Source organism: Domibacillus enclensis, assembly GCF_900156125.1.
Lineage (GTDB): Bacteria > Bacillota > Bacilli > Bacillales > Domibacillaceae > Domibacillus > Domibacillus enclensis.
In genome coordinates this window covers 1-26,345 of sequence record NZ_FTLX01000001.1, presented here as the reverse complement: position 1 = coordinate 26,345, position 26,345 = coordinate 1, and the positions used below count along the sequence as shown (strand labels likewise).

At 45.8% G+C, this 26,345-nt stretch carries 25 protein-coding genes, 1 tRNA gene and 1 pseudogene; 10 read left to right on the top strand and 17 right to left on the bottom strand.

Translation table 11 applies throughout. The annotated features are described in order from the left end of the window. Positions 1-54: 54 nt before the first annotated feature. On the top strand, positions 55-267 hold the full coding sequence (locus BW952_RS00135; RefSeq protein ID WP_045850486.1) for a hypothetical protein: 213 nt from the start codon (positions 55-57) through the stop codon (positions 265-267). A gap of 72 nt (positions 268-339) precedes the next feature. Next, a tRNA-Cys gene (locus BW952_RS00130) sits at positions 340-410 on the top strand. 31 nt (positions 411-441) lie between these two features. On the opposite strand, the gene BW952_RS00125 is transcribed toward BW952_RS00130, so the two are convergent. The 3 genes and pseudogenes from BW952_RS00125 to BW952_RS00115 form a co-directional block, all read right to left on the bottom strand. Then, positions 442-1,296: an STAS domain-containing protein gene (locus tag BW952_RS00125; protein WP_045850485.1), complete on the bottom strand. Its 855-nt coding sequence runs from the start codon at positions 1,294-1,296 to the stop codon at positions 442-444. Positions 1,297-1,312: 16 nt separating this feature from the next. After that, entirely contained in the window at positions 1,313-1,951 is a 639-nt protein-coding gene (locus BW952_RS00120) for an MBL fold metallo-hydrolase (protein ID WP_045850498.1), read from the bottom strand. 286 nt (positions 1,952-2,237) lie between these two features. Next, positions 2,238-2,801, bottom strand: a pseudogene (locus BW952_RS00115) (glycoside hydrolase family 25 protein); the annotation flags it as partial. A gap of 258 nt (positions 2,802-3,059) precedes the next feature. Between BW952_RS00115 and BW952_RS00110 the strand changes: the two are divergent. Both BW952_RS00110 and BW952_RS00105 read left to right on the top strand, forming a co-directional pair. Continuing rightward, positions 3,060-3,608: a ribonuclease H-like YkuK family protein gene (locus BW952_RS00110; RefSeq protein ID WP_045850484.1), complete on the top strand. Its 549-nt coding sequence runs from the start codon at positions 3,060-3,062 to the stop codon at positions 3,606-3,608. Between the two features lie 123 nt (positions 3,609-3,731). Then, positions 3,732-4,526, top strand: coding sequence for a VLRF1 family aeRF1-type release factor (locus BW952_RS00105; protein ID WP_045850483.1), 795 nt, complete (start codon positions 3,732-3,734; stop codon positions 4,524-4,526). Between the two features lie 81 nt (positions 4,527-4,607). Here BW952_RS00105 and BW952_RS00100 read toward each other — a convergent pair whose 3' ends face one another. From BW952_RS00100 to pdxR, 3 genes are all read right to left on the bottom strand, one after another. After that, the gene (locus BW952_RS00100; RefSeq protein WP_045850482.1) at positions 4,608-6,227 is read right to left on the bottom strand and encodes a histidine kinase N-terminal 7TM domain-containing diguanylate cyclase; all 1,620 of its coding nucleotides are present in this window, start codon (positions 6,225-6,227) and stop codon (positions 4,608-4,610) included. Positions 6,228-6,299: 72 nt separating this feature from the next. Then, complete coding sequence (locus tag BW952_RS00095; RefSeq protein ID WP_045850481.1) at positions 6,300-6,725, bottom strand: YfmQ family protein; 426 nt, start codon at positions 6,723-6,725, stop codon at positions 6,300-6,302. Between the two features lie 120 nt (positions 6,726-6,845). Further along, a complete protein-coding gene (gene pdxR, locus BW952_RS00090) occupies positions 6,846-8,291 on the bottom strand; it encodes a MocR-like pyridoxine biosynthesis transcription factor PdxR (protein ID WP_045850480.1) in 1,446 nt (481 codons plus the stop codon). Between the two features lie 142 nt (positions 8,292-8,433). Between pdxR and BW952_RS00085 the strand changes: the two genes are divergently transcribed. Together BW952_RS00085 and BW952_RS00080 are read left to right on the top strand one after the other, a co-directional pair. After that, positions 8,434-8,628 carry a hypothetical protein gene (locus BW952_RS00085; RefSeq protein ID WP_045850479.1) on the top strand — a complete coding sequence of 65 codons (195 nt, stop codon included), beginning with the start codon at positions 8,434-8,436 and terminating at the stop codon, positions 8,626-8,628. A gap of 89 nt (positions 8,629-8,717) precedes the next feature. After that, positions 8,718-9,902 (top strand): DUF4317 domain-containing protein, encoded by a 1,185-nt coding sequence (locus tag BW952_RS00080; protein ID WP_045850478.1) that lies wholly within the window; start codon positions 8,718-8,720, stop codon positions 9,900-9,902. A gap of 86 nt (positions 9,903-9,988) precedes the next feature. Here the strand turns inward: BW952_RS00080 and BW952_RS00075 are convergent, their stop codons facing one another. Further along, positions 9,989-11,095 carry a 5-methyltetrahydropteroyltriglutamate--homocysteine S-methyltransferase gene (locus tag BW952_RS00075; protein ID WP_045850477.1) on the bottom strand — a complete coding sequence of 369 codons (1,107 nt, stop codon included), beginning with the start codon at positions 11,093-11,095 and terminating at the stop codon, positions 9,989-9,991. Positions 11,096-11,292: 197 nt separating this feature from the next. Between BW952_RS00075 and hprK the strand changes: the two genes are divergently transcribed. Then, positions 11,293-12,219 carry an HPr(Ser) kinase/phosphatase gene (gene hprK / locus BW952_RS00070; RefSeq protein WP_045850476.1) on the top strand — a complete coding sequence of 309 codons (927 nt, stop codon included), beginning with the start codon at positions 11,293-11,295 and terminating at the stop codon, positions 12,217-12,219. A gap of 53 nt (positions 12,220-12,272) precedes the next feature. Here hprK and BW952_RS00065 read toward each other — a convergent pair whose 3' ends face one another. Continuing rightward, positions 12,273-12,680 (bottom strand): MerR family transcriptional regulator, encoded by a 408-nt coding sequence (locus BW952_RS00065; protein ID WP_045850475.1) that lies wholly within the window; start codon positions 12,678-12,680, stop codon positions 12,273-12,275. A 186-nt stretch (positions 12,681-12,866) separates the two neighbouring features. Here BW952_RS00065 and BW952_RS00060 point away from each other — a divergent pair, with 186 nt between their 5' ends. Further along, entirely contained in the window at positions 12,867-13,907 is a 1,041-nt protein-coding gene (locus BW952_RS00060; protein WP_045850474.1) for an NAD(P)-dependent alcohol dehydrogenase, read from the top strand. 110 nt (positions 13,908-14,017) lie between these two features. Here BW952_RS00060 and BW952_RS00055 read toward each other — a convergent pair whose 3' ends face one another. From BW952_RS00055 to BW952_RS00020, 8 genes are all read right to left on the bottom strand, one after another. After that, on the bottom strand, positions 14,018-15,079 hold the full coding sequence (locus BW952_RS00055) for an NAD(P)H-dependent flavin oxidoreductase (RefSeq protein ID WP_045850473.1): 1,062 nt from the start codon (positions 15,077-15,079) through the stop codon (positions 14,018-14,020). A 176-nt stretch (positions 15,080-15,255) separates the two neighbouring features. Continuing rightward, positions 15,256-16,614 (bottom strand): GH1 family beta-glucosidase, encoded by a 1,359-nt coding sequence (locus BW952_RS00050; protein ID WP_045850472.1) that lies wholly within the window; start codon positions 16,612-16,614, stop codon positions 15,256-15,258. A 21-nt stretch (positions 16,615-16,635) separates the two neighbouring features. Next, entirely contained in the window at positions 16,636-17,481 is an 846-nt protein-coding gene (locus BW952_RS00045) for a carbohydrate ABC transporter permease (protein ID WP_045850496.1), read from the bottom strand. A 75-nt stretch (positions 17,482-17,556) separates the two neighbouring features. Further along, complete coding sequence (locus BW952_RS00040; RefSeq protein WP_045850471.1) at positions 17,557-18,456, bottom strand: carbohydrate ABC transporter permease; 900 nt, start codon at positions 18,454-18,456, stop codon at positions 17,557-17,559. A 70-nt stretch (positions 18,457-18,526) separates the two neighbouring features. Beyond that, complete coding sequence (locus BW952_RS00035) at positions 18,527-19,825, bottom strand: ABC transporter substrate-binding protein (RefSeq protein ID WP_045850470.1); 1,299 nt, start codon at positions 19,823-19,825, stop codon at positions 18,527-18,529. Between the two features lie 98 nt (positions 19,826-19,923). After that, a complete protein-coding gene (locus tag BW952_RS00030) occupies positions 19,924-20,946 on the bottom strand; it encodes a LacI family DNA-binding transcriptional regulator (RefSeq protein ID WP_045850469.1) in 1,023 nt (340 codons plus the stop codon). Between the two features lie 145 nt (positions 20,947-21,091). Continuing rightward, on the bottom strand, positions 21,092-22,438 hold the full coding sequence (locus BW952_RS00025; RefSeq protein WP_045850468.1) for a D-serine ammonia-lyase: 1,347 nt from the start codon (positions 22,436-22,438) through the stop codon (positions 21,092-21,094). A gap of 42 nt (positions 22,439-22,480) precedes the next feature. Further along, a complete protein-coding gene (locus BW952_RS00020) occupies positions 22,481-22,906 on the bottom strand; it encodes a MurR/RpiR family transcriptional regulator (protein ID WP_414735795.1) in 426 nt (141 codons plus the stop codon). A 251-nt stretch (positions 22,907-23,157) separates the two neighbouring features. Between BW952_RS00020 and BW952_RS00015 the strand changes: the two genes are divergently transcribed. Beyond that, complete coding sequence (locus BW952_RS00015) at positions 23,158-24,177, top strand: Gfo/Idh/MocA family oxidoreductase (RefSeq protein ID WP_045850467.1); 1,020 nt, start codon at positions 23,158-23,160, stop codon at positions 24,175-24,177. Between the two features lies 1 nt (position 24,178). After that, positions 24,179-25,156, top strand: coding sequence for a Gfo/Idh/MocA family protein (locus BW952_RS00010; protein ID WP_045850466.1), 978 nt, complete (start codon positions 24,179-24,181; stop codon positions 25,154-25,156). 130 nt (positions 25,157-25,286) lie between these two features. Here the strand turns inward: BW952_RS00010 and BW952_RS00005 are convergent, their stop codons facing one another. Continuing rightward, complete coding sequence (locus BW952_RS00005) at positions 25,287-25,979, bottom strand: GntR family transcriptional regulator (protein WP_052698409.1); 693 nt, start codon at positions 25,977-25,979, stop codon at positions 25,287-25,289. Between the last annotated feature and the right edge of the window lie 366 nt (positions 25,980-26,345).

The window sequence follows — 26,345 nt, the reverse complement described above, 5'->3', positions numbered from 1 at the left end:
GTGTTTTTCTTTTGCCTATAACCGGGTAGACGATAGGAAAAGGAGTGAAGGCATTTGAAAATTGACTATCAGCGTTTATACGAGGACTACTTAATTTCTACAGAAGAAAAAACAAGGCAGCTTGAATTGGATGAGTTCAAGGACGAAAAGGCTCATATGCTAAACTGGCTGCAAAAAGTTCGCGGGCTTTCTCCGGAACAGGCCGAAGCCGTGATCAGCCATTCGCCCATCAGCAAGCAGATAGAGCACGAACACAAAAAAGAATAACAATAAAAAAAAGACGAGATGGCAGGAATAATCTCGTCTTTTGCTCATATAGTATTGATAGAACCATATCCCGGTGGTATAGCCAAGCGGTAAGGCGCAGGTCTGCAAAACCTTTATCCTCGGTTCAATTCCGAGTACCACCTTTTTTTGAAGCAGTGAGCCGTTATGCGCGGCTCATTGCTTTTTTAATACACGGAGCTCGTTAAATGCCTGGTGCAGATTTGCTCTCACCTTTATCCCGTTTATGTTTAAGCCGAGCGTAATCATGGTCTGGGCTACTTCCGGACGAATTCCTGTAATGATCGGTTCTACACCGATTAGCGACAGAGCGTCCATCACTTTAAAAAGCTGGTCCGCTACCATCGTATCGACGATCTGTACGCCTGAGACATCAAAAATAAGATGCGTCAGCTTTAAATCCACCGACTGCTCCAGCGTTTTTTCCATGAGCAAGCGGGATCGCTCTGTGTCGATGTTCCCGATCAATGGAAGCACTCCAACGCCTTTTAGAAGCGGGACAACGGGAACAGATAATTCGAGAAACGCCGTTTTAGCGTTTTCGAGTGTTTTTTGATGTGCCTGTACATACGTTAAACTGAAATAATAAACGGCATGGTCCAGCAGCGGATCAAAAATAGAAATCAGCTTAAAAATAGAAGCTGCTGTCATCTTGCTTGCTGTGGCTTCTTCTTCAATGACGTTCCAGATCAAACGGCGGTAATAGCTTGTATCTTTTAATGCCTCATCAAGCGGGACACCGAGGTTAAAAAAGAACGCTGCTTTTTCCTTGCCCCAGTTCTCAACATCGTTTAAGATTCCGGCTTGATCCGCCCCATCCCGAATGCCTTGTCCAAGTAAAGCGACCAGCTCGATGCGGCTGTTTATAATCGTTGGTTCAATCGCTTTAAATTCCTTTTTTTCCCGCTCTGTCATGAATACGCCCGTCATTCTTTCCTCGTGAACGGACCGCGCAATTTCTTCTTTCTTTTTCAGTACGGCTTCCCCTAATACCATCAATTCTTCATTCATTTATCTCTTCCCCTTTTTACGTTTTACCGTTAACGTGCGGATTATCATCCCGTTCCTGAACGATTGTCGTGACGTCATCATGACCCGGCAGCACATATGTATCCTCCGGAAGAGTATAAAGCTTTTCCCGAATGCTGCGGATGAGCTGATGTTCCTGGCCTCCTGGTAAATCTGTGCGTCCCATCCCTTTTTTGAATAACGTATCTCCGACAATCACAAAACCGGACTCTTGAAAGAAGAAGCTGACACTTCCAGGAGAATGGCCAGGTGTTGGCAGGACGTCAAATGAAAAAGCACCAACTGTTACTCTTTCTTCGCCAGAAAAAAGATGATCTGCCTGCTGCACTACAACAGGCGCTGCCCCTTCATATTGAGCAGATCCGTTTTTGTGCGGGTTTGACAGCCACTTTTTTTCCTGCTCATGAAGATAGACAGGGATGCGGTATTTTTCTCTGCATGCTTCAACCGCTCCGATATGGTCAAAATGGGCATGTGTCAGCAAGATCGCCTGCGGCTGCAGCTTTTTTTTCCGAATAAACTGATGAATTTTCTTCGCTTCATCTCCCGGATCAATGATCAAACACGATCCTTGTTTATCGTACACGATATACGCATTTGCCTGGAGCAGCCCTACCGGCAGCCGAATCCAATCCAGCATAAGGCTCTCCCCTTTCTTATCTGCTCTTATTTCGTCATGTAATAGTATAGAGCATGAATGGACCGGCGAAAAGAAGAGATTTTCTTATTTCTTTAAAAAGAGGGTGGGGTATTAAAACGAGGGCAGCCATTGAAGCAAAATGGCTTGTTCTTTCTCGTTCATCTATTCAATCCCTCCTACCCCTAGCTTCTTCATGTCAGTTCTTTTTCAGCAGCCGCTCAACGACTGTTAAGGCAAGGGCCGCTGCTTCACCGAGAGGGCTTGATGGTCCTCTCGGCGCTTCGCCCAGAAACCATTCAAGCGGCTTGTCTCCGTTTATCCGGTTCAAATCAACAGAACCCTTAATGCCCCCGACATGGCCCTTGTCTGTATACTGCCAGAGATCGCACGGGAAAGCCGGCTGCTTCAAGCTGTAGCGCGGAATCCATTTAAAGTCTGCTCTCACCTTGTCTGCTTCAAACGCACCATGCGTGTGATGGCCGACGTACAGCCCTACCTTCCGCGCGCCCAGCCTTCGCAGTTCGTCAATAAACGCCTGTGTGCCAGCCCGCATATCGTTCATCGTTTTCACCTCTACATCGGCCACCCAAAATAACGCGTCCTTGTCGCCTCGCGCCCAGAAGTCACGTGCTTCCGTAAGGGCGTCATTAACAGAAACAAAACGGCAAAAAGCGTAATTTCCAAACGGCACAAGATTCCTTTTGCACCCGGCTGCGTTTGCGGCATACTGTCTGTCTACCACCCGGCTCCCATCTTGAACGCGCAAAATAGCCAGATCCACTTCTGTTCCAGCCGCTGACCAATTGATCTCACCTTGATGGTGAGAAACATCGATTATAACGCTCATTCTTATCCACTCCATCTTTCCTTTTTTTCCTCATTCATTTTGTTCCCGGCCGCTGTCGTTTTGAAACGACAGCCCTTTAATGAGCAGGACACCCCCGCCACTGAGCCCCTTCAAAAACAATTGACCCAGATTCAGCGTCCGCTTGACTTCTTAACAGCAGAGGTATGATTTCGATTTTTATACATAAAAATCATTAGAAGCGCTTTGTACTTGAAACTGCAGCCCTACATATTAAATAAGAGAGCCAGGTGCCGACGCATGAACAATCAATTCTCTATTTTAGATGGAAAAGCACTGCTTTTCCGGACAATGAAGGAAAAAGGACTGACCTTTAACGACGTATTTCAAAAAATCATTTTATTCATGGGACAGGACCCCGCTGGAAAATACCGGCTTATGCTCGGAACTGACTCACATGCTCACGGAGATGAAACGGTCTTTGCGACGGTGATTGTTCTTCACCGGAAAGGAAAAGGAGCCTGGGCCTGCCTGAGAAAAATACGTCACCCGAGACGATATGACAGCCTGCACGAAAAAATTTCCATGGAAACGTCTCTTACCGAAGAGATTGCTTCCTTGTTTACTGAAGCCCACAAAATGGACATGATCGATATCGTTCTTCCTCACTTATATAAAGGCTCTTCTTTTACGTTGGAGGGGCACATTGATATTGGATCTGAGCAGCATAACAAAACGAGAATTTTCATTCAGGAAATGGTCGCCCGTATGCAGTCTGTCGGCCTTGAGCCAAAAATTAAGCCAGAGTCCATTGCAGCTTACGGAGTAGCCAACCGGCATACGAAGTAATGTCCAGCAGCTCTTCTTCTGTTCTTTTCCTGCTTTTCACGTATAACAAAATCCATTTAAGCAAACATTAATTTCGTTGACAATTCAATCATTCGAACGGCTGAGAAGGAGGACAGAGCGCTTATGACATTACACAAAGAACTCAAGAAATTGAAAGCCTATCAAAGCGGCGAACGAAATGTTTTCACAATGTACTTGAACACAAACCCCGCCGATCCCGAACAGCTAAACGGTGCCTGGGAAATCCATTTAAAAAATGGCATAAAAGAGCTGGATAAAAAGCTGGACGACAGCAATGAGGAGCAGGAACAGAAAGACTTTAAAGTAATCAAACAAAAGATAATCAAGGAATTGGATGACCATAAAGAAGAATTGCATAAAGGCATCGTTCTGTTTGCTGCCGAGGAACCGCCATTGTGGTCGGTTCATTACGTGCAGGTGCCGGTTAAAAACAGCTTTCACTGGGAAAATCTTCCGCAGCTTGAACAGCTGGAGTACATGTACAAAGCATATCCGGAGGCCGGTATTATCATGCCAAGCTTCGGCGAGGTTCGAATACTCGATACGGCCATGGGAATGGTCAAGGAGGATTTTTCCTATAGCTTTGACCCCAACCTGGAAGAATGGGGCGAAAAGAAAAACATGGACCCCGGCGGCAAGCATGCGATCGGCAGCAGCAAGGTGGATTTTCTTGAATCTCGGTTGAAGGAGAATGTAAAGCGGTTTTTTAAAAGCATGGGAACGACCGTACAAAAGCTAAAAAAGGAAAAAGGCTGGGCTGAAATTCATGTAGCAGGAGAAACCGAGCTCGCCATCGCCTTTTCGGAAATCCTGCCGGAAAAACCGGCAAGCTGTGTGTATAAAAATTTAAATAACAGCAAGCCGGCTGACATTATTCATCAAGTATTTGAGAAATAAGCTGCTCCATTCCGGCTCCTAAATGGCTTGATTCATACGAATGACGGCTGGATGATCGATCATCCAGCCGTCAGAACACCTTTATGTTGAAGTTGGCTCGCCACTGCGGGCCTCCTCTTCTTTTACGAAGTTCAGTGCAGCATTCTCCTGATCATCATATACCCACACCTGGTTGCGCCCACTATTTTTCGCTTGATACAAGGCATGATCTGCTTTGTTTAACAGCTGAGTGAGTGTTTCGCCGGGCCCTTTTGCTGCTTCAGCGACACCGAGGCTTGCTGTAACAGCAAGGATATGTCCATCTACTTCCAGGGGATGCTGCTCTATCTGAACGCGCATCCGGTTGGCTGCTGCCCGTCCTTCTGCTGCAGAACATCCCTTCAGTGCCAGCACAAACTCTTCTCCGCCATACCTCGCAAACACGTCTCCTTCGTTTAATTGAGCCTGACACACCTTGGCGACATGCTGCAGCACGCGGTCTCCAATATGATGTCCATACGTATCATTAACCTTTTTAAAATAATCAATGTCCAGCAGCACAACGGTATAATCCTCTGATTCCTTTAGTGCTTTGGCAAAATCGTGCTCCGCCTGCTTGAAAAAAGCACGGCGGTTTTGAACCTGTGTAAGCTCATCGTAATACGCTTGATGCTCGAGCTGCACCTGCATCTCCTTCAGCTTCGTAATATCAGTGAAAATTAACAGCTGGCCATGAATTTGGTTGGCGTGCTGCAGCGGCGATGTCCGGATCTGATACGTGTGTTTTGTGTTTCCCGCCATGAGTGTCAGTTCCCGATTTTGTTCAGCAGCCTCGAAATGAAAAGGAAATGAATTTTCCGACAACGTAAACCATACCTTTTCAAAATCCATGCCGAACATCGATTTGCTTAACCGGGGAAACATTTCCTCGCAGCCTTGATTAAATTCAATGAGCCGTCGCGATTCATCAAGCACCATAACCCCATCATTAATACTATGAAAAATGGAATCCTTTGCCACAGGCAGGATCGTGAATAGACGGGATGAGCTGATTGACCACAAATAAAAAAGCGAGGACATCCATAACACCATCGGCACTGGATCAAATCCCGGCGGCGTCAAGCCAATTAAGTAAATAAACGCTGTGACGATCGGCACAATTTGGCCGCACATTAAGGAAAGCAGCTGCGGACGATAAACACGGGCCGTTTCTTTCCACTGAAACACCGGCAGTAACAAAGCGGCAAATAAGGACGCAAAGGTGAAAATACCATGAATAATATACCAGACGCCGATTTCCTGCCGGACAAAAGGTGCCCCTAATACCGGGTCTACTTCATACACACGGTAATGCAAATGGTGGAGATCATTTGTCGCCACCATGATCAGCGTAATAGATGGAATGAAAAGCAATGCTGCCACTTTTTTTCTTGATAACTGCACCCCTAAATACTGCATCACGAATAACAGGCCGTAAACAGCTGAAAATGGCATTCCAATATACTGAACGACCGTCCACATCTTGATTTCTTGAATTGTCGTCGCCATTAAGCCGAATGCCGCACCTATACAATAAATGGTAATACAAACAGCATGAAGAATGAAAAACCGCGCAATGTTTGTATAATGGTGACGTTTAAAAAACACGTACAAGCTTAAATACACATTTAAAACACCTGATACACAAACAAGTGAGATATAAGCAGTTAATTGAGCATTCACGGTTATAACCCTCATTAAAAAAGCATTTTTTCTAAATGTAGCATAAACGAGAATAAATGTGGATCATTTATTTCATCCATTAAGTTGAAGTGTTTTTGAACGTACACTGTAGGCTATGACTTCCTTTTTGGACTGCCTGACTACATCCACATGGGTCTGATAAGGGAACACGAAAATCGTTTGCTTCTTCCTACCGCGCGTCGTTTCAATTCTAATCGGCTCTCCACTGTTTTTACGATTTAAGAATAATGGTTCATTGCCCGGAAACACATAATATTTTTTCAGGACGGTTGATGAATTAAATTGCTCAATGAAGTTTCGCTTCTCCTGCCCCTCCATCTCTTTGCCAGCCTTAAAAACGGCCGTTGTGTCACCGTCCAATTTCCCATGCATTTCAAACCGGTCAATCAGCTTATTCACTGCACCTGTTGGAAGGCACGTCAGCAAAATTTTCACCGCCCCCAGCAAGATCGTCAATACTAAAGCGGTTCCTGTCATGTTGAATCCTCTCCTGTTTCCATTCAAATATAATCCTATTAATTTTACATGACCTATCTTAATCATTCAGAAGAAAAACACACCATCCAATTGACCAAAGATTTCACCATCCACTTCTCCTCATTTTTCATTTCGGCAAGTGTCGTGAAATGCTTCCGCAAAGCGGCGCACCCCTTCGCGAATCGCTTCTGGCTCTTGACGACCGTATGTAAAACGGACATACCCTTTATAAGAACCCATGATACTGCCCGGAACAAAGGCGACGCCCTTCTGGATCGCCCGGTCGAGCAACTGATATTCATCAACAGGGTTCGGCAAGGGAAACCATAAATGGATACCGCCCTGCGGCACTAAAAAAGAGATTTTCTCGCCAAACGATTTTTGAAGGCTTGACGTCATGGCGTGCTTTTGGTTTTCAAGCTGCACCCGGAGCCTCATCATATGGTCCTCAAACGTGGCCGATCCCAAAAACTCCTTCGCCAGCCACTGAGGAACGATGCTATGTCCAAAGTCAATTTGCTGCTTAGCGTCGGCTAATCGCTGCACAACCTGCGGGGGACCAATCATCCAGCCAACTCGAAGCCCGGAGGCAGCAATTTTAGATAATGAGCTTACATACAACACATTTCCGTTGCCGTCCATCGACTTTAATGTTGGATGAACCTTGCCATTATACGTCGTTAAGCTGTATGGATCATCTTCAATGATCGGAATGCCCAATTCATATGAAAGAGCTAAAATTTCTTTTCTTCGTTCGTGCGAGAGAACCGCCCCAGTCGGGTTTTGATGATCAGGGTTTAAAAAAAGCATTCGGAGCTTATTCTTTTGGTGAAATGCTCGAATATCATCCGGCTTTACCCCATGCTCATCCACCGGCAGCGAACAGACTTTAAAACCGGCGGACTGGAATATCGGAAGGGACAGACAATAAGAAGGATCTTCAACAGCGATCACATCCCCGGGCTTTAACAGGCACCGTATGATAAGATGCAGTGCCTGCTGAGCGCCGGATGTGACCAGTATTGAATCAGGATGAACATCAATTTGCTTTTCTTTTTTCATATGAGCGCAAATGACTTCTCTTAACTCCCTGTTTCCCTGTGGATGATCATACCCGAGGTGTTCATTAAACGGCGTTTTTCTTAATATTTGCTGGAATTCTTCATTCGGAAAAAGCGATGGAGCCAGCTCACCGCTGGCTAAATTAATAACAGTCGTTTTCTCTGCTTCTGACCGGATTCGCTGCACAAGTGGCCCATTCGGCATGAGCGATCCATCCTCCATATAGCGGCCCCAATTCGGCATGCGTTTATGGGCGACACCCCAAATGTCGGTACTGACCCGTGTGCCGCTTCCTTTCTTTCTCTCGACAATCCCGAGCGACTGAAGCTCCTCGTATGCTGAAATGACGGTGCTTCTGTTTACTTGCAGCAAAGCCGCCAGCGTCCGCTCAGAAGGCAATAAGCTGTCAGCAGGAAACTCACCCGATCCAATTCCGCCTTCAATATAATCAGCTATTTGCTTGTAAATGGCTTTTTTTGCTGTTCGGTCTGGTCTCCAGTCCATATCATCCACCCTTTGTAAATGTTGTTCCTTAATTATAATAAAAAAGGAAGTGGATGGTCTATTCTCTCGTCAATTGGATGGTTACGCCTGTTCCATCATTGTTTACTATGAATATTAAAAGCTAGGAGAAAGAAGGTTTACAATGAACACTGCGATTGGTCTTGTTTTATTCATTTTGGCTGCTTCGGTTGCCGGAACACTGTTTGTAATGCTGAAGGAGGATCAATCATATGCTGCCTCCACTAAACGAAACACCGTTAATTTGTCCCTTATTTATATTGTTTCCTTTTTGCTGATTGGCGCCGGCCTAGTCTGGATTATTGCCGCTTTTCTTTAAACAAGCGAAATGTCTTTTCATCATGCCCTGATTTCTATATGATTTTAAAGGAAGCAACGACTAAAGGAATAGAATTGAGGCGGACAAGGATGAACAAAAAAGACATAGCCCATATACGGAAGCAATTCAAGCCAGGAAACGATTTACTGAAGGTGTCGAATATTTTCAACGTGTATGTCATGAAGGAATCAAGCGACATTTATCACCAGCAAAGCCAGCCATTCGAACTGATTGATGAGGATCAGCAGGAATTGTTTATGAACAATTTTAAAAAGCTGCTTGCCGGCCAGCCCGATGAAAAGCTGTTTGAATTGAAGTTCCAGCACGGCGCGGAAAACAGCAGCCAGCTTATACTTCACCAGGGACTGCTCAGTGCAGACATGGACGCCTGGAAGGAACATATGCTTCAGATCGTTCAGAAGATACTGGACCTGCGCGAATTTGAGAAAGATACAGTCATTACGTTTATACGCGGCGAGTATATGAAGCCGCTGAAGCGTGGAGTGGCTCAAACAGACGAAAGCGAAAGTGAACGCGATACGGTATATGCCCATCCGTTTATTTTGTGCAGTCTGAACCATACACAGGAGCCGAAAAAAGAGCTGCTGTTTGATTTTGTTGAAAAAGAATTTAAATATCACTTTGCGGTAGATCCGGTCATTAACCTGAACGCGCCGATGTCCGGGTTTTTATTTCCTTGCTTTACCGACAATGCGGCAGATGTGAACCACATTCTTTACTCCTCCGGCAAGGCGAATGAGCCCGATCACGCCTTTATCGAGAACGTCTTAAACGGCGAAGAAGCGATGACGGCACAGGATGATAAAACCATCTTTGAAGAAATCATCCGTGACGTATCTGGTGATCAGATCAACCCGTCCTCCCTGGCGAATGTGTACAGCGAAATCAACCGGATCATTGAGGAAAACGAAGAAGAAGATCCGCCGAAGCTCGATTCAAAAGATGTCGGCCGCGTGCTGAAGATGAGCGGCTTTGAAGACATTCAGCCGGAAACCGTTGAAGCGGCATATCAGAAGCTGATTGATGACGACTCGTATGAATTGAAGGCAACGAGTATTTTGCCGAAGTATACGTCTAAATCGATTAAAATCAGTACAAAAGCGGCGAACATCTCCGTCAGCCCTCAGGATTTGAGCTACGTAAAGCAGGTCATTTTTAATGGCAAGCGGTATTTGATGATTGAAGTAGAAGAAGATGCGGTCATTGAAGGATTTACGATGAAGCCTGAAGTGCTGTTTGGACGCTCAGAATAAACGATTTACCATCGTGAAGAATTCAAAAAAGCCGAATCGTTCGGCTTTTTCTTCTATCCAGAACCTATTGTCCCAAGCTCTTACGCTCAAGATCCCCAAATTTCTTTTGACACGTCGACAATGTACTTCAGCTTCGCCCACTGCTGCTCTTCTGTCAGTTTATTTCCATGATGCGTAGAGGCAAAGCCGCATTGCGGGCTGATGCAGATTTGCTCAAGCGGCACGAACTGAGCTGCTTCCTGCACACGTGCTTTTATCGCTTCTTTATCTTCCAATTCACCTGTTTTAGACGTAAACACACCAAGTACCACCTGGGGACCGCCTGCCGGGATATGCTCAAGCGGCTTGAAATCGCCGGAGCGGTCATCATCATACTCCAGGAAAAAGCCATCTACCTTTTCTTTTGCAAAAAAGCTGGCAGCAATGCGGTCATACGGTCCTTCAAACGCCCAGGCTGACTGATAATTCCCGCGGCAAAGATGAGTCGTCACCGTTAAGTCATCCGGCTTGCCTTCAAGTGCACCATTGACCACGCGCAGTGCAAGATCAATCAACTCCTGCCTTTCCAGCTCACTTTTAGCAAACGGCAAATCCGTCGCACAAAGCCCGGCAATATACACATCGTCCAGCTGCAAGTAGCGGCAGCCTGCTTCGTAAAAAGCTTGAATCGCATCCCGGTACGCCTGAATAATATCGTCCGCAAACCGCTCCACATCCGGATAAATATCTTCATTGCGAATGCCTGCATTGAAAAACTGATTTGGACTCGGAATGGTGACCTTGGCCACAGCCCGGTCCCCGACAATGTCATAAAATTCCACAAAATCCTTTACGTGCGGGTGATCTGGATTAAACGATACCTTCCCGGTGACACGCACATTATACGCTTCCGTTTCAACCCCGTTGAACTGATAGCCGTGATCCGGTATGTATCCTTCCACTCCATTTAAATGCTCCATGAAATCCGTGTGCCAGAAGCGGCGGCGAAATTCTCCGTCCGTTACCGCTTGAAGCCCTGCTTCGATTTGCTTGTCAACTATACGCTTGATTTCGTCGGTTTCTACCGCGTGCAGCTGCTCTGCTGTAATGTTCCCTTCTGCAAACTGCTTTCTCGCTTTATGAATAGCCTCTGGGCGAAGCAGGCTTCCTACGTGATCCGCTCGAAATGGCGCTTTAATAGCTGTAATGGTCATGATCATTCCTCCGTTTTCTTTTCTGTAAAACGACTATACCACGAGAAAAGAGATATTCGATAACACATAGAATGAATGGATCGTTATAGTTTCAAGCTATAACGGATTCGGTTTGATTGGAGCCGGCAATTACATGACTTCTGCTTCATTCTGACGTATACTTTAACGATACAAACAATATAGGACGTGAAGACCGAGTGAAAAACATAACCGTTGAAAGTCTCGTTCAGCGCTTTAAGCTGACGGTGCTTGCTGGTGAAAACAAGCTGCAGAAAGTGATTGTTCAGCCGCGCGTGCATCGCCCCGGCCTTGAATTTGTCGGCCATTTTGATTTTTTCCCGACTGAACGTGTGCAAATTTTGGGACGTAAAGAAATTACCTATTTACATAAGTTAAGCCATGAAGAACGGAAGCTTCGCATCGGCAATATCGTCCACTATCATCCGCCCTGCTTTATCGTCACTGCAGGTGAAGAAGACTTAACCTATTTAATTCATCATTGCACAGAGCAGGGCATTCCGCTGCTCGCTACTCAAAAGCCAGAAGTGACATCCGAGTTTATCCCGAAGCTGGATGCTTTTTTGATCAAGGCGCTGGCTAACGAAACGTCTATACACGGTGTTTGTATGAATGTTTCCGGCATCGGCATTTTAATTCGGGGCAATTCTGGTGTAGGGAAAAGCGAAACAGCGCATACACTCATCCGCCGCGGGCACCGGCTCGTCGCCGATGATCTTGTTGTGCTGAAAAGGCTGAGCCATCAGACGATTCTCGGCACACACGATGGCAAGACGAAAGAGTTTCTTGCGCTCCGAAGCATTGGATTATTAAATGTCGTCCGTCTTTACGGCCGCAAAGCATTCCAGGATGAAACACGGATTGCTCTTGATATTCATTTGACCAAGTGGGAAAAGGATGCTCTTTACAATGACCTGGAGCAGGAATTAAGCGAAGTAGACTACCTCGGAGTGAACATTCCCTCTATTCAAATTCAGCTTCAGCCTGGGCGGGATGTAGCTGGCTTAATTGAAGCGGCCGCCAACAACTGGTATTTAAAGGAGCAGGGCTACAGTGCAGCCGAAGAGTTTATGAGCCGTATTGAAGCAGAGGCGGCGAAAGAGTAAAAACAATTTCCATATGAAACAGCCTCGGATCTCTTTGGTCCGAGGCTGTTCCTTTAATTGATAACGATGGCTGCTGCCTGGTGTACCTTTTCCGTCCCTGCTTTTAATGCTTTTTCGTAATACAGGCATTTATGCTCAATGACGTCCATCGTTTTTTTTAATTCTTCCATTTGCGCTTTCACTGTCGCTTTGCGCTCTAAAAACAAATCATACCGCTGCTGAAGAGACTCGTCTCCCTCACCGCACCAGTCAATAAACTGTTTAATTTCTTTGATTGGCATACCTGTTGCTTTCAAGCATTCAATGATTTTCAGCGCTTGGATATCCGATTCTTTAAACCGTCTCGTCCCATTCGCCGTACGCTCCACAAAAGGAAGCAGCCCTTCTTTGTCATAGTAGCGAAGCGTGTAAACCGTTACATTTATTTGTTTAGCTGCTTCACTGATCGAGTAGGTTTCCATCTTTCTCCCCGCTTTCAAATGCATTCTTCATATGAACGGGATTTTAACACGTGCCTGTCAGGCTGTCAAAACAATCAAAGTGATAATGCTTTCTGCTTGACCTAGAGTGAACTCTAGCCTTTACGATAGAACATGCAGGAGATTTTCATCCTACATACCATCGTTCTAACGAGGAGGAATTTTTTTATGGTAATGGTAAAAGCACGAGCAGTTGACGGGCCTGACAAGTCGTTTCGAGAAGCAGAAATCCAGCGGCGCGACCTTGATTCAACCGATGTACTCATTGAAATCAAATTTGCGGGCATTTGCCACTCAGATATTCATACAGCACGAGGCGAATGGGGCGAAATTCAGTATCCACTCGTTCCGGGTCATGAGATCGCAGGGATTGTCACCGATATCGGTTCAGGCGTAACAAAATATAAAGTCGGCGACCGGGTCGGTGTCGGCTGCATGGTTGATTCATGCGGAGAGTGTGAAAACTGCCAAAAAGGCGAGGAGCAGTACTGCTTAAAAGGAAATGTGCCAACTTATGCAGGCGTTGATAAATACGGAGAGCCGACACAGGGCGGCTATTCAACGCATATCGTTGTTACAGAAGGCTTTGTTGTCCGCATTCCGGATAGCATTGAACTTGATGCCGCAGCACCGCTTTTATGCGCAGGCATTACCACCTATTCACCTCTGAATCACTGGAACGCCGGACCGGGCAAGAAGGTCGCGGTTGTCGGACTCGGCGGTCTCGGTCATATGGGAGTGAAAATTGCGCATGCAATGGGCGCAGAGGTCACGGTTTTGTCGCAAACGCTTAATAAGAAAGAAGACGGACTTGCCTTTGGCGCTGCTCATTATTACGCGACACAGGATCCGAAAACGTTCGAAAAACTGGCAGGGACATTTGACTTGATCATCAATACCGTCAGCGCTCAAATCGACATTAACGGTTACTTGTCACTGCTGACACTCGACGGCGCACTCGTAAACGTCGGTGCACCGCCAGAGCCGATGCCTGTCCATGTTATGTCACTAATCGGACACCGCCGCACGTTCGCCGGCTCCATGATCGGCGGCATTCGTGAAACACAGGAAATGCTCGACTTCTGTGCAGAACATGGCATTGCGCCCAGCATCGAAGTGATTTCCGCTGATGATATCGATGATGCATACGAACGTGTTCTCGCGTCTGACGTTAAGTATCGCTTTGTGATTGATACGAGCACGATTTAACGAAAAGACGGGAACAAATCGTGATTAAACAGAAGATAAGCCGAACGATTATGCGAACAACGCATTCGTTCGGCTTTCTTTTTTTGACCTTCACGCGAAATCTGCTGTTTTTATTCAAGGGCAGCAACAAGGTCATCCATTAACTGCGCCACCGTTTGCTTTTTGGCGAGCCGTGGACTTTGTCCGGACCAGAGCGACATAAAATCCGGATTATTTTGGTCACTGCTCGCTTTCCGGATCGATTGCGTGAGTGTGTTTTGAACAGGAAAGTCAGGCACCCTAAGCTCTTGCTCCTTCATCTCTTCGGTGAATTTGTTTTGAATGCCTCTCGCCCACTTGCCGGAAAAAGCACGGGTCATAATGATGTCGTCTTCAGCCGCCTGCAACACCGCTTCTTTATGAACGTGATGCGCGCCGCTTTCCGCACAAGTGAGAAAAGCGGTCCCCATTTGAACGCCTTGCGCACCCAAGCAAAAAGACGCTTTAATGCCTCTGCTATCCATAATGCCGCCCGCTGCCACCACTGGGATCTGTACATGATCCGCCACCTGCGGGATTAAAGACAGTAAGCCGACGAAGCTTTCCTGGTGTCCAGCAAGAAAATTGCCTCGATGGCCGCCTGCTTCACTCCCTTGTACGACAACAAGGTCCATTCCCGCTTTTTCATTCTCAACAGCTTCTTTCACTGTTGTGGCAGTCCCTATTAACGTGATAGGGTGCTGTTTTAATTCATCAATCGTTTCTTTTGAAGGAAGGCCGAATGTAAACGAGCAGACTGGCACTTGTTCTTCAATGACGACCTTCACCTGCTCCTTAAAGCTTTCCAATAGCTGGCTGAATTCGGGAACAGTCAGACTCGTTTCAGGTGTTACAGACAACTGCGCTTGAATTGTGTGCAAGTGCTGATGAGCAGCTTGCACTTCATCTGCTGCAGCGTGAAATTCATTGGGCACAAACAAATTAATGCCAAAAGGCTTTGAAGTCAGCTGCTTCACGTTTTGAATCTGCGTTCTCGTTTGATCCGGTGTTAAATACCCTGCACCAAGCATGCCGAGTCCGCCCGCATTCGACACCGCTGCTACCAGTTCCGGCGTCGTCACCCCTCCTGCCATAGGAGCCTGTACAATCGGGTACGGAATGCCCAGCTGTTTTGCGGCTTCATTGCTTTTCATCACGTTCACCTCTTCAATTGATATCTATTTTCGTGTTAACTGTATGATATGCTCAGTTATAATCCATATTGTACCATCACTCGCAACTTCGTGAAACACTCTGACCTCCTTGTTTAAACCATCAGAACGAAAAAGCCCTTCATTTTTCCCGCTAAAATGAAGGGCTTTGACGCTGTTTATATTTGCTGTGTATTAATGGATACCGTTTCAAGAGAACGATTACGGATGACGTTTGAGTACCAGTGAGCACTGTCTTTCCAAATGCGCTCCTGTGTGTCGAAGTCCACGTAAATAATACCGAATCGTTTATCGTAGCCAAAGCTCCACTCGAAGTTATCAAGCAGCGACCATAAAAAGTATCCTTCAATGTTCATGCCTTCTTCGTTTAATTCAGCAACGGCTTTAAGGTGCTTTTCCACATACGCAATACGGCGTTGGTCATGAATGCTTCCCTCTTCAACTTGATCGTCAAAAGCGGCACCGTTTTCGGTAATGAAAATCGGCAAGGCTGTGTATTCATGGCGGAGGCGGCGGATCAGATCCTTGAATTCGTCCGGTGCAATGTCCCAGCCCATTCCCGTTTTGTCATAATCAGAATAGGCGCCTTTGGACATGAAATCATTGGCTGCACTGAACTCAACGAGACCGCGGCTGTAAAAGTTAATGCCGAAAAAGTCGCACGGCACCGAAATGATCTCCATATCTCCCGGATGAATAAAGTCAAAGGAATGAACGTATTTTGAAAATAAGTTCATCATATCGACCGGATATGTCCCTTTAAAAACAGGATCTAAAAACCAGCGATTCGAATACCCGTCTGAATTGTTCGCCGCGAGCCGGTCATTCGTTCCATCTGTTTTCGGATAAATGGGCGTCAAGTTCAGTGTAATGCCAATCGGCGTTGCCGAATGCAGCTCTTCCTTCAACAGCTGAACGGCCTTGCCGTGTGAAAGCAGAATATGGTGAATGGCTTTCACCGCTTCTTCTAAATTCGTATGCCCCGGCGCGTGCTGGCCTAAATGATAGCCTAGAAACCCGGCGCACCATGGCTCATTGTGGGTGATCCACGAATCCACCAGGCCGTCAAGCTCCGTAAAGCAAACCCGCGCAAAATCAGTAAACCATTCAACAGAAGAACGATTCACCCATCCGCCTTCTTCATGCGCCCACATCGGCAAATCCCAATGATACAGCGTGACAGCAGGCTTGATGCCTTCCCCGCGCAGCCGCTCGCTAAGTTTTTTGTAAAAAGCCATGCCTTCCGCGTTATAAACGCCTTTCTCCGGGAAAATTCTCGGCCATGCGATGGAAAACCGGTAGGAATCCACACCCAGCTTTTTAATATGCTGAATGTCTTCTTCAAATCGATGATAATGATCGCAGGCGACATTCCCGTTGTGGCGCTCAAACACCTTTCCGTCTGTTTCACAAAACACATCCCAGATCGAAGGTGTTCGTCCGCCTTCACGGTAAGCCCCTTCAATTTGATAGGAGGATGTAGCCGTTCCAAAAATAAAATGTTCGTTGAAATGCATCGTTTTTTCCTTCTTTCGTTTTTATTCTTTTACTGAACCGGCTGAAATGCTGTTGACGATGTATTTAGACAAGAAAAGAAACGCAATCATAATCGGTACAACCGAGATGGCGATGCCTAAATACAAAGAACCGAGGTTTTCAGCAACTTGTGATCCTTTCAAAAAGCCCATTAAAACAGGCAGCGTATACTTTTCAGGTGAGAAAAGAAGCACGAGCGGCATTAAGTAGTTGTTCCATGAGCCGATAAACGTGAAGATAGACATAGTCGCAATAGCCGGAAGCATGATCGGCACTGCCACAATGTGAAAGATTTTAAATTCACCGGCGCCATCAATTCGTGCCGCTTCAATCAAGCTTGGATGCAAGGTTGTTTGAATGTACTGGCGAAGGAAAAAGACAACAAATGGACTGGCTATGGAAGGTATGATCAGCGGGATAAAGGAATCCAAAATCCCGAGCGTTTTGCTCAGCTCATAAAATCCGATCAGCCCGAGCTGTCCCGGCACCATCATCATCACCAGCATAAAAATAAACAGCACGTTCTTTCCTTTAAACTCATAATAAGCAAAGCCGTAAGCCGTCATCGCTGAAAAATAACCGGACAGCACGGTGACCAGTACTGATACGATCAAGCTGTTTTTAAAGCCGGACCAAATGTTTACATAGTCTTTCAGGACCGCATAGTTTTCAGCCAGTGCCGCGCCCGGCATCAAAGAAAACCCTGCTAAAATCGCTTCATTTGACCGGGTTGCGTTAATGATCATCATAAAAAATGGAATAAAACAAACGACCGCCATGGCAATAAGCAGTGTATATATCATTCCTTTTACGAGGCGCCGCTTTTTTTTCCTTGCGTTTTCTTGCATGGCAAACGCGTTACCATTTTCCGTTCGGTTTGTAGAATGAAGTTTCATATTTTGTTCTTGTTTTCCGATCATCGTTTACACCTGCCCCGGTTTACGGCGTTCATTTTTAAACATGCCTTTAAAAACAATCGCAGAGAATAGAAGTGTGATCACAAACAATCCATATGCGACCGCAGCAGCATAGCCGTAATTGTTGTATTTAAATGCTTGATTGTACAAATAAAGCACCATCGTATTTAATGAACCATCCGGTGACCCCACACCGTCTGTCAGCAGCATCGGCAGATCGAACAGCTGGAGCCCGCCGATTAAAGAGGTGATCATAATGTAAAGCAATATCGGCTTCAACAGCGGCAAGGTGATGCTGATAAAGGTTTGCCAGCGATTGGCTCCATCAATTAAAGCGGCCTCATAATAATCCTTGGATATGCCTGAAACGCCAGCCATGACAACGATAAACGAATGGCCAAACCACATCCAGGTCAGGATCAGCGAAACAGACAGCTGGGCTGTCGTCGGCTCATTCAGCCAGTTGATCGGCTCAGAAATCAACCCAAGCTTCAGCAGCATCATGTTTAATGACCCATGCTGCCAGTCCAGCAAAATGCCGAACAGGAGCGCTACCGAGCTAATGGTAATTAAGTTAGGCAGAAAAAAAGCGGAGCGGAAAAACGAAAGGCCCTTCAGTTTGACGCGCATATCGGAGAAAATCATGGCCAGCAGGAGCGCCAGCCCGATTTGCAGCACAAAGTTGACTCCCCATATTTTCCACGTGTTCACAAATGCCTCTAAAAAGTACGAATCTGTTAGAAGCCGTGTGTAGTTCGCCAGACCGACCACTTCAGCGACGCCGCTGCCCGTGTAATTCGTAAAGCTATAATAAAAGGTCAGGGCTACGGGATAGATGCTGAAGATCAAAAAAATGATCCAAAAAGGAGCGATAAAAACGTAGCCGTACCGATCGAGCTTTTTCATTGTTGTTCTCCTCTCACACATATGTTGGGAATAAAGAAGCTGCTTGCTTGAAACAGCTTCTTTGTTTTCCTTATTTTACGGTTAAATCTGGATACGCATTTTGCACCTTTTTATAAAAATCTTCAATCGCTTCTTTTTTAGACATTTTACCATCCACATATTGCTGAACAGCCGTTCCATAAAGCGTATCCAGCTGCTGGTCATACTTTGTCACGATTCCTGGCTTAATTTGTTCCGCCTGCTCAAGGAAGAACTCGTAATTGTTCTGTCCGCCAAGAAACTCGTCACTGAAGTCCTCTTTAATGGCGTCTGTTACCGGATTGTAAGCAAGCACGTCCCCTGTTTCTTTCGCCCAGTCCGTTAAAAACTCGTCGTCCTGTGTCATCATTTTCACAAAATCATAAGCTAGTTCTTTATTATCAGACTTGTTGTAAACGCCAAGCCACGTTCCGCCCCAGAAGTACGGGCTCGGGCCGCTCGTTACAGCCCAGTCTCCGGCCGTTTCCTTCACATTTTCTTTTAATACACTGTGCAGTCCCCACGTAGGCAGAACATACGAGAATACTTGTGTTTCCGTTTCCTTGCCGCCTTCTTTAACCGTGATCGGCTTGTCCATCGCTTCAAGCCATGATGGAGACCATTCCGGTGCTAAAGCGGTATAGCTGTTTTCACGCAATGTCTTTGCATGGTCGAAAAAGGACATCTTCTCTTCTGTTAACATAAGTTCATTGTTTTCATTGACCCACGGCTGCGGATTGGCTCCTTGAGCAAACCAGCGAATCGAGCCTTCATCAGGGAACATGCGGTACCCTTTTTGCTTCATTTTTTCAGCTACGTCAAACACCTGGTCCATAGAGCCAAGCATTTCACCGATTTGATCCGGATCATCTGTCCCCAGCACTTCCTTCGCAATGCTGCGCTTATAATAAAGGCCACCCGGTGTAGTCTGCCAGGAAAGGGCGCGTACATTTCCATCCTGGTCCTTCCCTAAGTCAAATACGTAAGGAACATAGTTATCAGCGATTTCATCTGCGTTATAAGGGCTCTCCGATAAGTTCTCCCAGTAGCCTGCATCCACCCACTGCTTTAAAAACGCAATTTCCCCTGTAAAAACATCCGGCGCTCCCACTCCGCTTTCAAGCGCCGGTTTAAGCTTCGCCGGGTAATCAGCAATGGGCACAATGGTCAATTCCACTTTGACACCGTTTTTTTCTTCGAATGTTGTAATTGGCTCTTTCAACTCATCTGTAAACGACCAGACTCTTAAATCAACATCCGCAGAGCCGCCGCTCTCTCCACTGCCCGAACATCCACTTAACAAACCCACTCCCAATGCTGCAATCGATAAGAAACTAAAAATTTTTTTCAAAAATGTCTCCCTCTTTCTTCAAGTTGTTTTTCCGAAACCGCTTTCGAAAATAAGTAAAAATTATATCCGAAAGCGGTTTCGGAATAGCGTAAAAAAAATTAATTTTTTTCTTTTTTTACAGGTGCACACGACTCACGGATAATCAGTTCTACAGGTATCACTTCTGTTAAAAAAGATTTCTTTTTTTGAGAAATTTGTTCAATTAACAGTTCTGCTGCTTTTTTTCCAATCTCTTCCGTATTTTGTCGGATCGTCGTCAATTTTGGCGTAATGTAATGCGCCATTTCAATATCGTCGAAGCCAATAACTGACACGTCCTCTGGTACACGCAAGCCTTTTTCTTTAATTGCTTCAATGGCTCCTATTGCCATATGGTCTCCTGCTACAAAAACCGCCGTCGGAATGTCATTTAGTTCAAGCAGCTTTTCCATCGCTTTTTTTCCTTCTTCTACTGAGAAAAATCCCCCATTGACCAAATACCCCGGCAAAACAGGCAAACCCAGCTTTTCCATTGCCGTTTCAAAGCCCTTTATTCGCTCGATGCCAACATCAATCGTCTGATCTCCGTGTATGTGAGCAATCTTTCGGTGACCGAGAGAATAGAGGTGCTCTACAGCCAGCTCGCCGCCTTTGCTGTTGTTTGAAACCACGACGCTGCAATGCTGATTGTTCATATCGACGACAACAACTGGGATCGTGCTGCTGATTAGTTCCTGTACTTGAGCATCAAACTGATCGGAGCAAATGATGACAATGCCATCAACCGCCCGATGCACAAAATGCTCTAAATAACTGATATTGCGGTTTCTCAGATTTCGCGAAGCAAACATTAAATCGTATCCGTTTTGTTCAGCAAGCTTTCGAAAATTCTCAATCACACCGTTGAAAAAAGGGTGCATTAAACCGACTTCATTCGCCTCTGAAAACATCACACCGATCGTCCACGATTTCTTCGTAGAAAGAGATTGTGCGTGTGAGTTCGGCAAATACCCCATTTCAGCGGCTGTCTGAATAATCTTCGCTTTTGTTGCCTGGCTGACATCCGAGTAATTGTTTAATGCCTTTGATACGGTTGTACTGGAAAAACCTGTTTTCTTGGCTAAGTCATAAATAGTAACCATACTTGTCTCCTCTTCACCGAAAGCGCTTTCGATAAAATGATTATAGTTCATCTCTTTTTTAAAATCAATGCTTATTTTAAAAGAAAAAAGTTATTTTTTTCATTCCTGCCAAAGCATAAACAGAAAAAAAGCCAAACATCGGGCGTTACCCTCTTGTTTGGCTTGCTCCTTGTTTATAATACGCGTTCATCACATCGTGCGGCACCATGCTGCCACCCGTTCCCCAAACAATATGTGTGCCATTGCTCATTTTTTCTGTTAGCTGATGCTTGAGCAAATATCCTCTTCCTGCTTTAACCAAATGGACTGGCCCATACATGCCGGCAAGCGCGGACGGCTCCAAATACAGATCTTCTGTGTCAGCTAATTCCTTTAACAGCTCAAACAGCCGCTCGTCACTGACCGTATACACACCACTCAAAAACGGCTCGATCGTTTTGCCGACGAATCCCGACGGACGGCCGACAGCAAGGCCGTCCGCAGCAGTAAGATTATCAATGCCGATCTCCTGTACAGAAATACGGTCATGAAGACCTGTCATTAAGCCGAGCAGCATACAGGGCGAGTGGGTAGGCTCGGCAAAAAAGCAATGAACATGATCCCCAAACAAAAGCTTTAAACCGAACGCTACACCGCCAGGACCCCCGCCCACACCACACGGAAGATACACAAACAGCGGGTGCTGCTCATCAACAGGGGTATTCAGTGCGTCCAGCTGCTTTTTCAGCCGGGATGCTGCCACTGCATATCCTAAAAACAGGTCATGCGAGTTTTCATCATCAATAAAATAGCAGGCCGGATCTTTCTCCGCTTGAAGGCGGCCCTTCTCCACCGCTTCGCTGTAATCCGACTCATACTCGACAACCGTCACCTTTTTGCTTCGCAGCAGCTCTTTTTTCCACACTTTCGCATCCGCTGACATATGAACGGTCACGTGAAAGCCAAGCTTCGCACTCATGATGCCGATACTGAGCCCAAGGTTTCCCGTTGATCCCACAGCTATTGAATAATTAGAGAAAAAAGCCCTGAATCGTTCCTCGTCCAAAACCGAATAATCATCCTGCTCCGTTAAAAGCCCGTTTTGGATCGCCAGCTGTTCCGCATGCTTCAGCACCTCATAAATACCGCCTCTTGCTTTAATCGATCCCGAAATAGGCAGGTGGCTGTCACACTTCAACAGCAATTCACCGGGAATCTGCTGCCCGCTCAACCTTTCGAGCGAATGCTTCATCGCTGGTATGCTTACTAAGGGCGATTCAATAAGACCGTTGCTGGTTTTCGTTTCCGGAAACGCTTTTGCGATGTAGGGCGCAAACCGTTGCAGGCGCTCCTCTGCCGCTTCCACATTCTCCTTTGAAAGCGGGGCGCTTGTGATGGCTTTTTGAAATGCTTCAAGGCGCAGATTCAGCCAGAGCATTTCTTCCATTCGGATCAGCATGTCCAATTCAGGGTGCGCCTCTTTCAGTGACTGGATATGGATTTCTTCTTTCATTGTCGTCTTCCTCCCCTTTTTCTTGTAAGGATTTCCCGCTCTTTAAAAAAACTCATTTAACTCCAGGAGGGTCATCGAGCTGGTTGTTTTGTCAACATTGCCGGTATAATCCAATTGGTACACGCATGAGAATAACACGTTAAGCACATAGTCAAACGATATTTGCGAGGTGAAGGTGCCGATTTTCGCCCATTTTTCCTCATCGTTTGGAATTTGAATGAACATCGTACTCAAGTCCCTTAATTCACTTCGGTTATCTGACGTAATGGTCAAAAAGGGAATGTTCTTCCCTTTTAAATAGTGCGCTGCCTTTAAAAAGATCGGCGACTTCCCATGGTAGGTGAGAAAAACAGCGCAGTCTCTGACGCCTGCATTGACCGTATGGTGCGCCCACTCCGACAGATCGGTAGCGATAATAACGTATTTATTAATTTTCATCATTTTATTTTGAAAGCTTGCGGCGCGGATTTGTGCAAGTGAAGAATGTGATTTTTGTGAAGCAGTATGTACGTTGCAATGCTTTGTTCATTCGGTGTGAACCGGTCCATTTGCGCTAATTTCCCTAACACGTTCATTCTACCGCTCCCTTGAACATTTTGTTTAGAAGAACCTTTAGTATAATTGAAAAAGTGAGGAAATGTACCAATATGGGGAAAGAGCCTTTTTTTCACGGCACTTTCTCTTATACTAATATAAACGAACGACGAGGAGGAAGAACGATGTTAACCATTGGCTACATCGGAAACGGCAAAAGCACGAACCGCTATCACCTGCCGTTTTCATTAAACCGGGAGAATATACACGTGAAAACCATTTACGCACGCAGCCTGCAGAAAACGGAGTGGGAAAGGCAGTCTGGTATCGTTTATACAGATGATCTTCAAGAGCTGCTGCTCGATGAAGACATTCAAATGATTGTCGTCTGCACGCATACGGATTCTCATTATTCCTATGCAAAAGCGGCCCTCGATCACGGCAAGCACGTTCTCGTGGAGAAGCCGTTTATGTTAACGAAAGAAGAAGTGGCCTTTATTTTCCAATATGCGAAAGAAAAGAATTTACTCATTCAGTGCTACCAAAACAGGCGGTATGATTCCGATTTTCTTACGGTCAAAAAAGTGATTGAATCCGGCAAGCTCGGCGACTTGCTCGAGGTGGAAATGCACTATGATTACTTCCGGCCGGCTATTCCGGAAAAAACGAGCTCATTCTCTGCCCACAATAGTTTTTTATACGGACACGGTGTTCACACAATTGATCAAGCTATTTCCTATTTCGGCAAACCTGACGATATCACGTATGATGTCCGCCAGTTGCTTGGAACAGGACGCATGAACGATTATTTTGACCTGGATCTTTTTTATCCTTCATTTAAGGTCTCCATTAAGTCGAGCTTTTTCCGGCTGACATCCCGGCCTCGTTTTGAGGTATACGGAAAAAAAGGAGTGTTTGTGAAGGAAACCGAGGACCGCCAGGAAGAGCACTTGAAATTATTTTATTTGCCGAAGGGGCATGATGATTTTGGCGTGGACTTGCCCGGCCACTACGGAACGTTAACGTACCTGGATGAAAGCGGAACGTATCATGAAGAAAAGGTTATTTCAGAAAAAGGAGACTACGCCCGCGTATATGACGATATGTACCGCGCCATCATGGATGACCAGGATAAAGCCGTTCAAGATGAGGAAACCATTACCGTGATGGACATCCTTGAACAAGGCATCAAGGGGTGTGAATAATATGAAGCTTGGCATTGTTGGAGCCGGCATGATCGTCACCGATTTGTTGTCGTTTATTGATCAGATTCCGTCGATCACACTTGAAGCGATTTGCTCCAAACCAGACCATAAGGACAAGCTGCACGCATTCCATAAAAAGCATCAAATCAAAAACGTTTACACCGATTTTGAGGACTTGCTTTGTGATGAACAAGTCGACACGGTGTATATTGGTCTTCCCAATCACCTTCATTTTGCTTATGCAAAAAAAGCGCTGCTGCATGGCAAGCATGTTATTTGTGAAAAGCCCTTCACATCGAATTTGGCGCAATTTCTTGAATTAAAAGAACTCTCCCAGCAAAAAGAATTGGTGCTGATCGAAGCCATCACCAATCAGTATGCAAAAACCTATCTTGTGCTCAAAGAGTATCTTGATCAACTGGGAGACATCAAAATTGTGGCGTGTAACTATTCGCAATTTTCTTCGCGCTACGAGAAGTTTAAAGAAGGCGACATACACCCTGTTTTTAACCCGGCAATGGCCGGGGGTGCATTAATGGATATAAACCTTTACAATATTCACTTTACGGTGGGATTATTCGGTCTGCCTGACAAAGTCCATTATCGGCCCAATGTAGAAAACGGCGTCGACACCTCAGGGATCTTGCTGATGGAGTATCCTGGCTTTACAGGTGTTTGTATAGGAGCGAAGGACAGCACAGGTTCCAACCATGTGAACATTCAAGGGAATGCAGGCTTTATTCATATAGAAGGCTCTACAAATGATATAACATCTTTTACTTGCGCGAAAAACAACGAAGAGTCCGTTCAGGTTGAACAAAGCACTCCCATGCATCGTATGTACGACGAATTTGTTGAGTTTGAGCGGATCATTACACAATCTGACCTTCCAAAAGCAAAACGTATGCTCAATCACAGCGAAAACGTCATGCGAGTGGTCGAAATGGCCAGACAATCGGCAATTCTCACCCCTATGTAATTTATCGATATAGTACTTTTCAAGAAGTGCTTGAGACAAAAGGAGTAGAAATAGAAAAAAGTCGGACGATCACGCGATGTGATATCGCAGTCGTTCGACTTTTCTTTTTGGGCTGCATGACCGGTTCACCTCAGTTGATATCCAGTGCCTTTAAAATTTCTGCTTTTGCCCGCTTTCGATGCGAGTTCATAACGAGCCTGGCCGCTTCCCCATCTCTCGCTTTCATACAGGCCACAATCGCTTTATGTTCGGTAATCGATTGAAACGGCAGCGGACGCTCATTCACAGTAAAAAGGCGGGCGCGATACAGCTGATCTGAATACACATCGATTACGGTATTCAGCCGCTTGTTTTGAGCGAAAGAAATGATCAAATGATGGAATTGATCATCCAGTTGCGCCCACTTTTTCAAATCATGGGTCTCCAGTGCTTGTTCCTGCTGATCAATAAGCCGCTCCAATTCCGCCATATCTGTTTCACTCATTTTTTCCGCCGCCTTTGCCGCCGCCAGTCCGTCCATCGTCTGGGCCACCTCATAAATCTCCTGCAGGTCCTCCCTCTCAATCGGCTCCACAATAAACCCTCTTCGCGGAATTAATCGGACAACACCTTCTGTTTCCAGGCGTACGAGCGCTTCTCGAACAGGTGTTCTGCTCATCTCCAGGACTTCCGCCATTTCCCTCTCTAAAATCGTTTTGCCGGGTGGAAGAATCAAATCTCGAATCGCAAGGCGAATAATATGGTAAGCACGCTGTGGAAGCCTGTATTCCTCCATTCCGTTTAATTGGTTTATAAATTCGGTCATGTCTTTTTTTAGATTCATTTCATGTTCCATCGCTATGCGTCACTCTTTTCTGTATCCAGCCTAATCTTGCCTAATCTCCTACCTCTAGTTTGCCGAAAGCCGCAAGCGCTGTCAAATTAACAAGCTCCGCATCATTCCTTGTTTTGAAACAAAAAAAGAAAGCAGGCTTATCACCTGCTTTCTCCATCGTGTTGAAAAACATACTGGTCAGGAGAAACCAGATTTTTTTCTAAATTGTTTCCTTTTTTCTTAGCAAAAATAGGCTATTTTTCTAAAAAAGAACATTCAGGGGGCTCCGGGCTGCCGGCTCCGCTTTCCGGTGGGGCGAACGCTGAACCAGCCCAAAAAGCGCGGCTGTTTCAGCCTGTCCGCTCGTCCCACTGG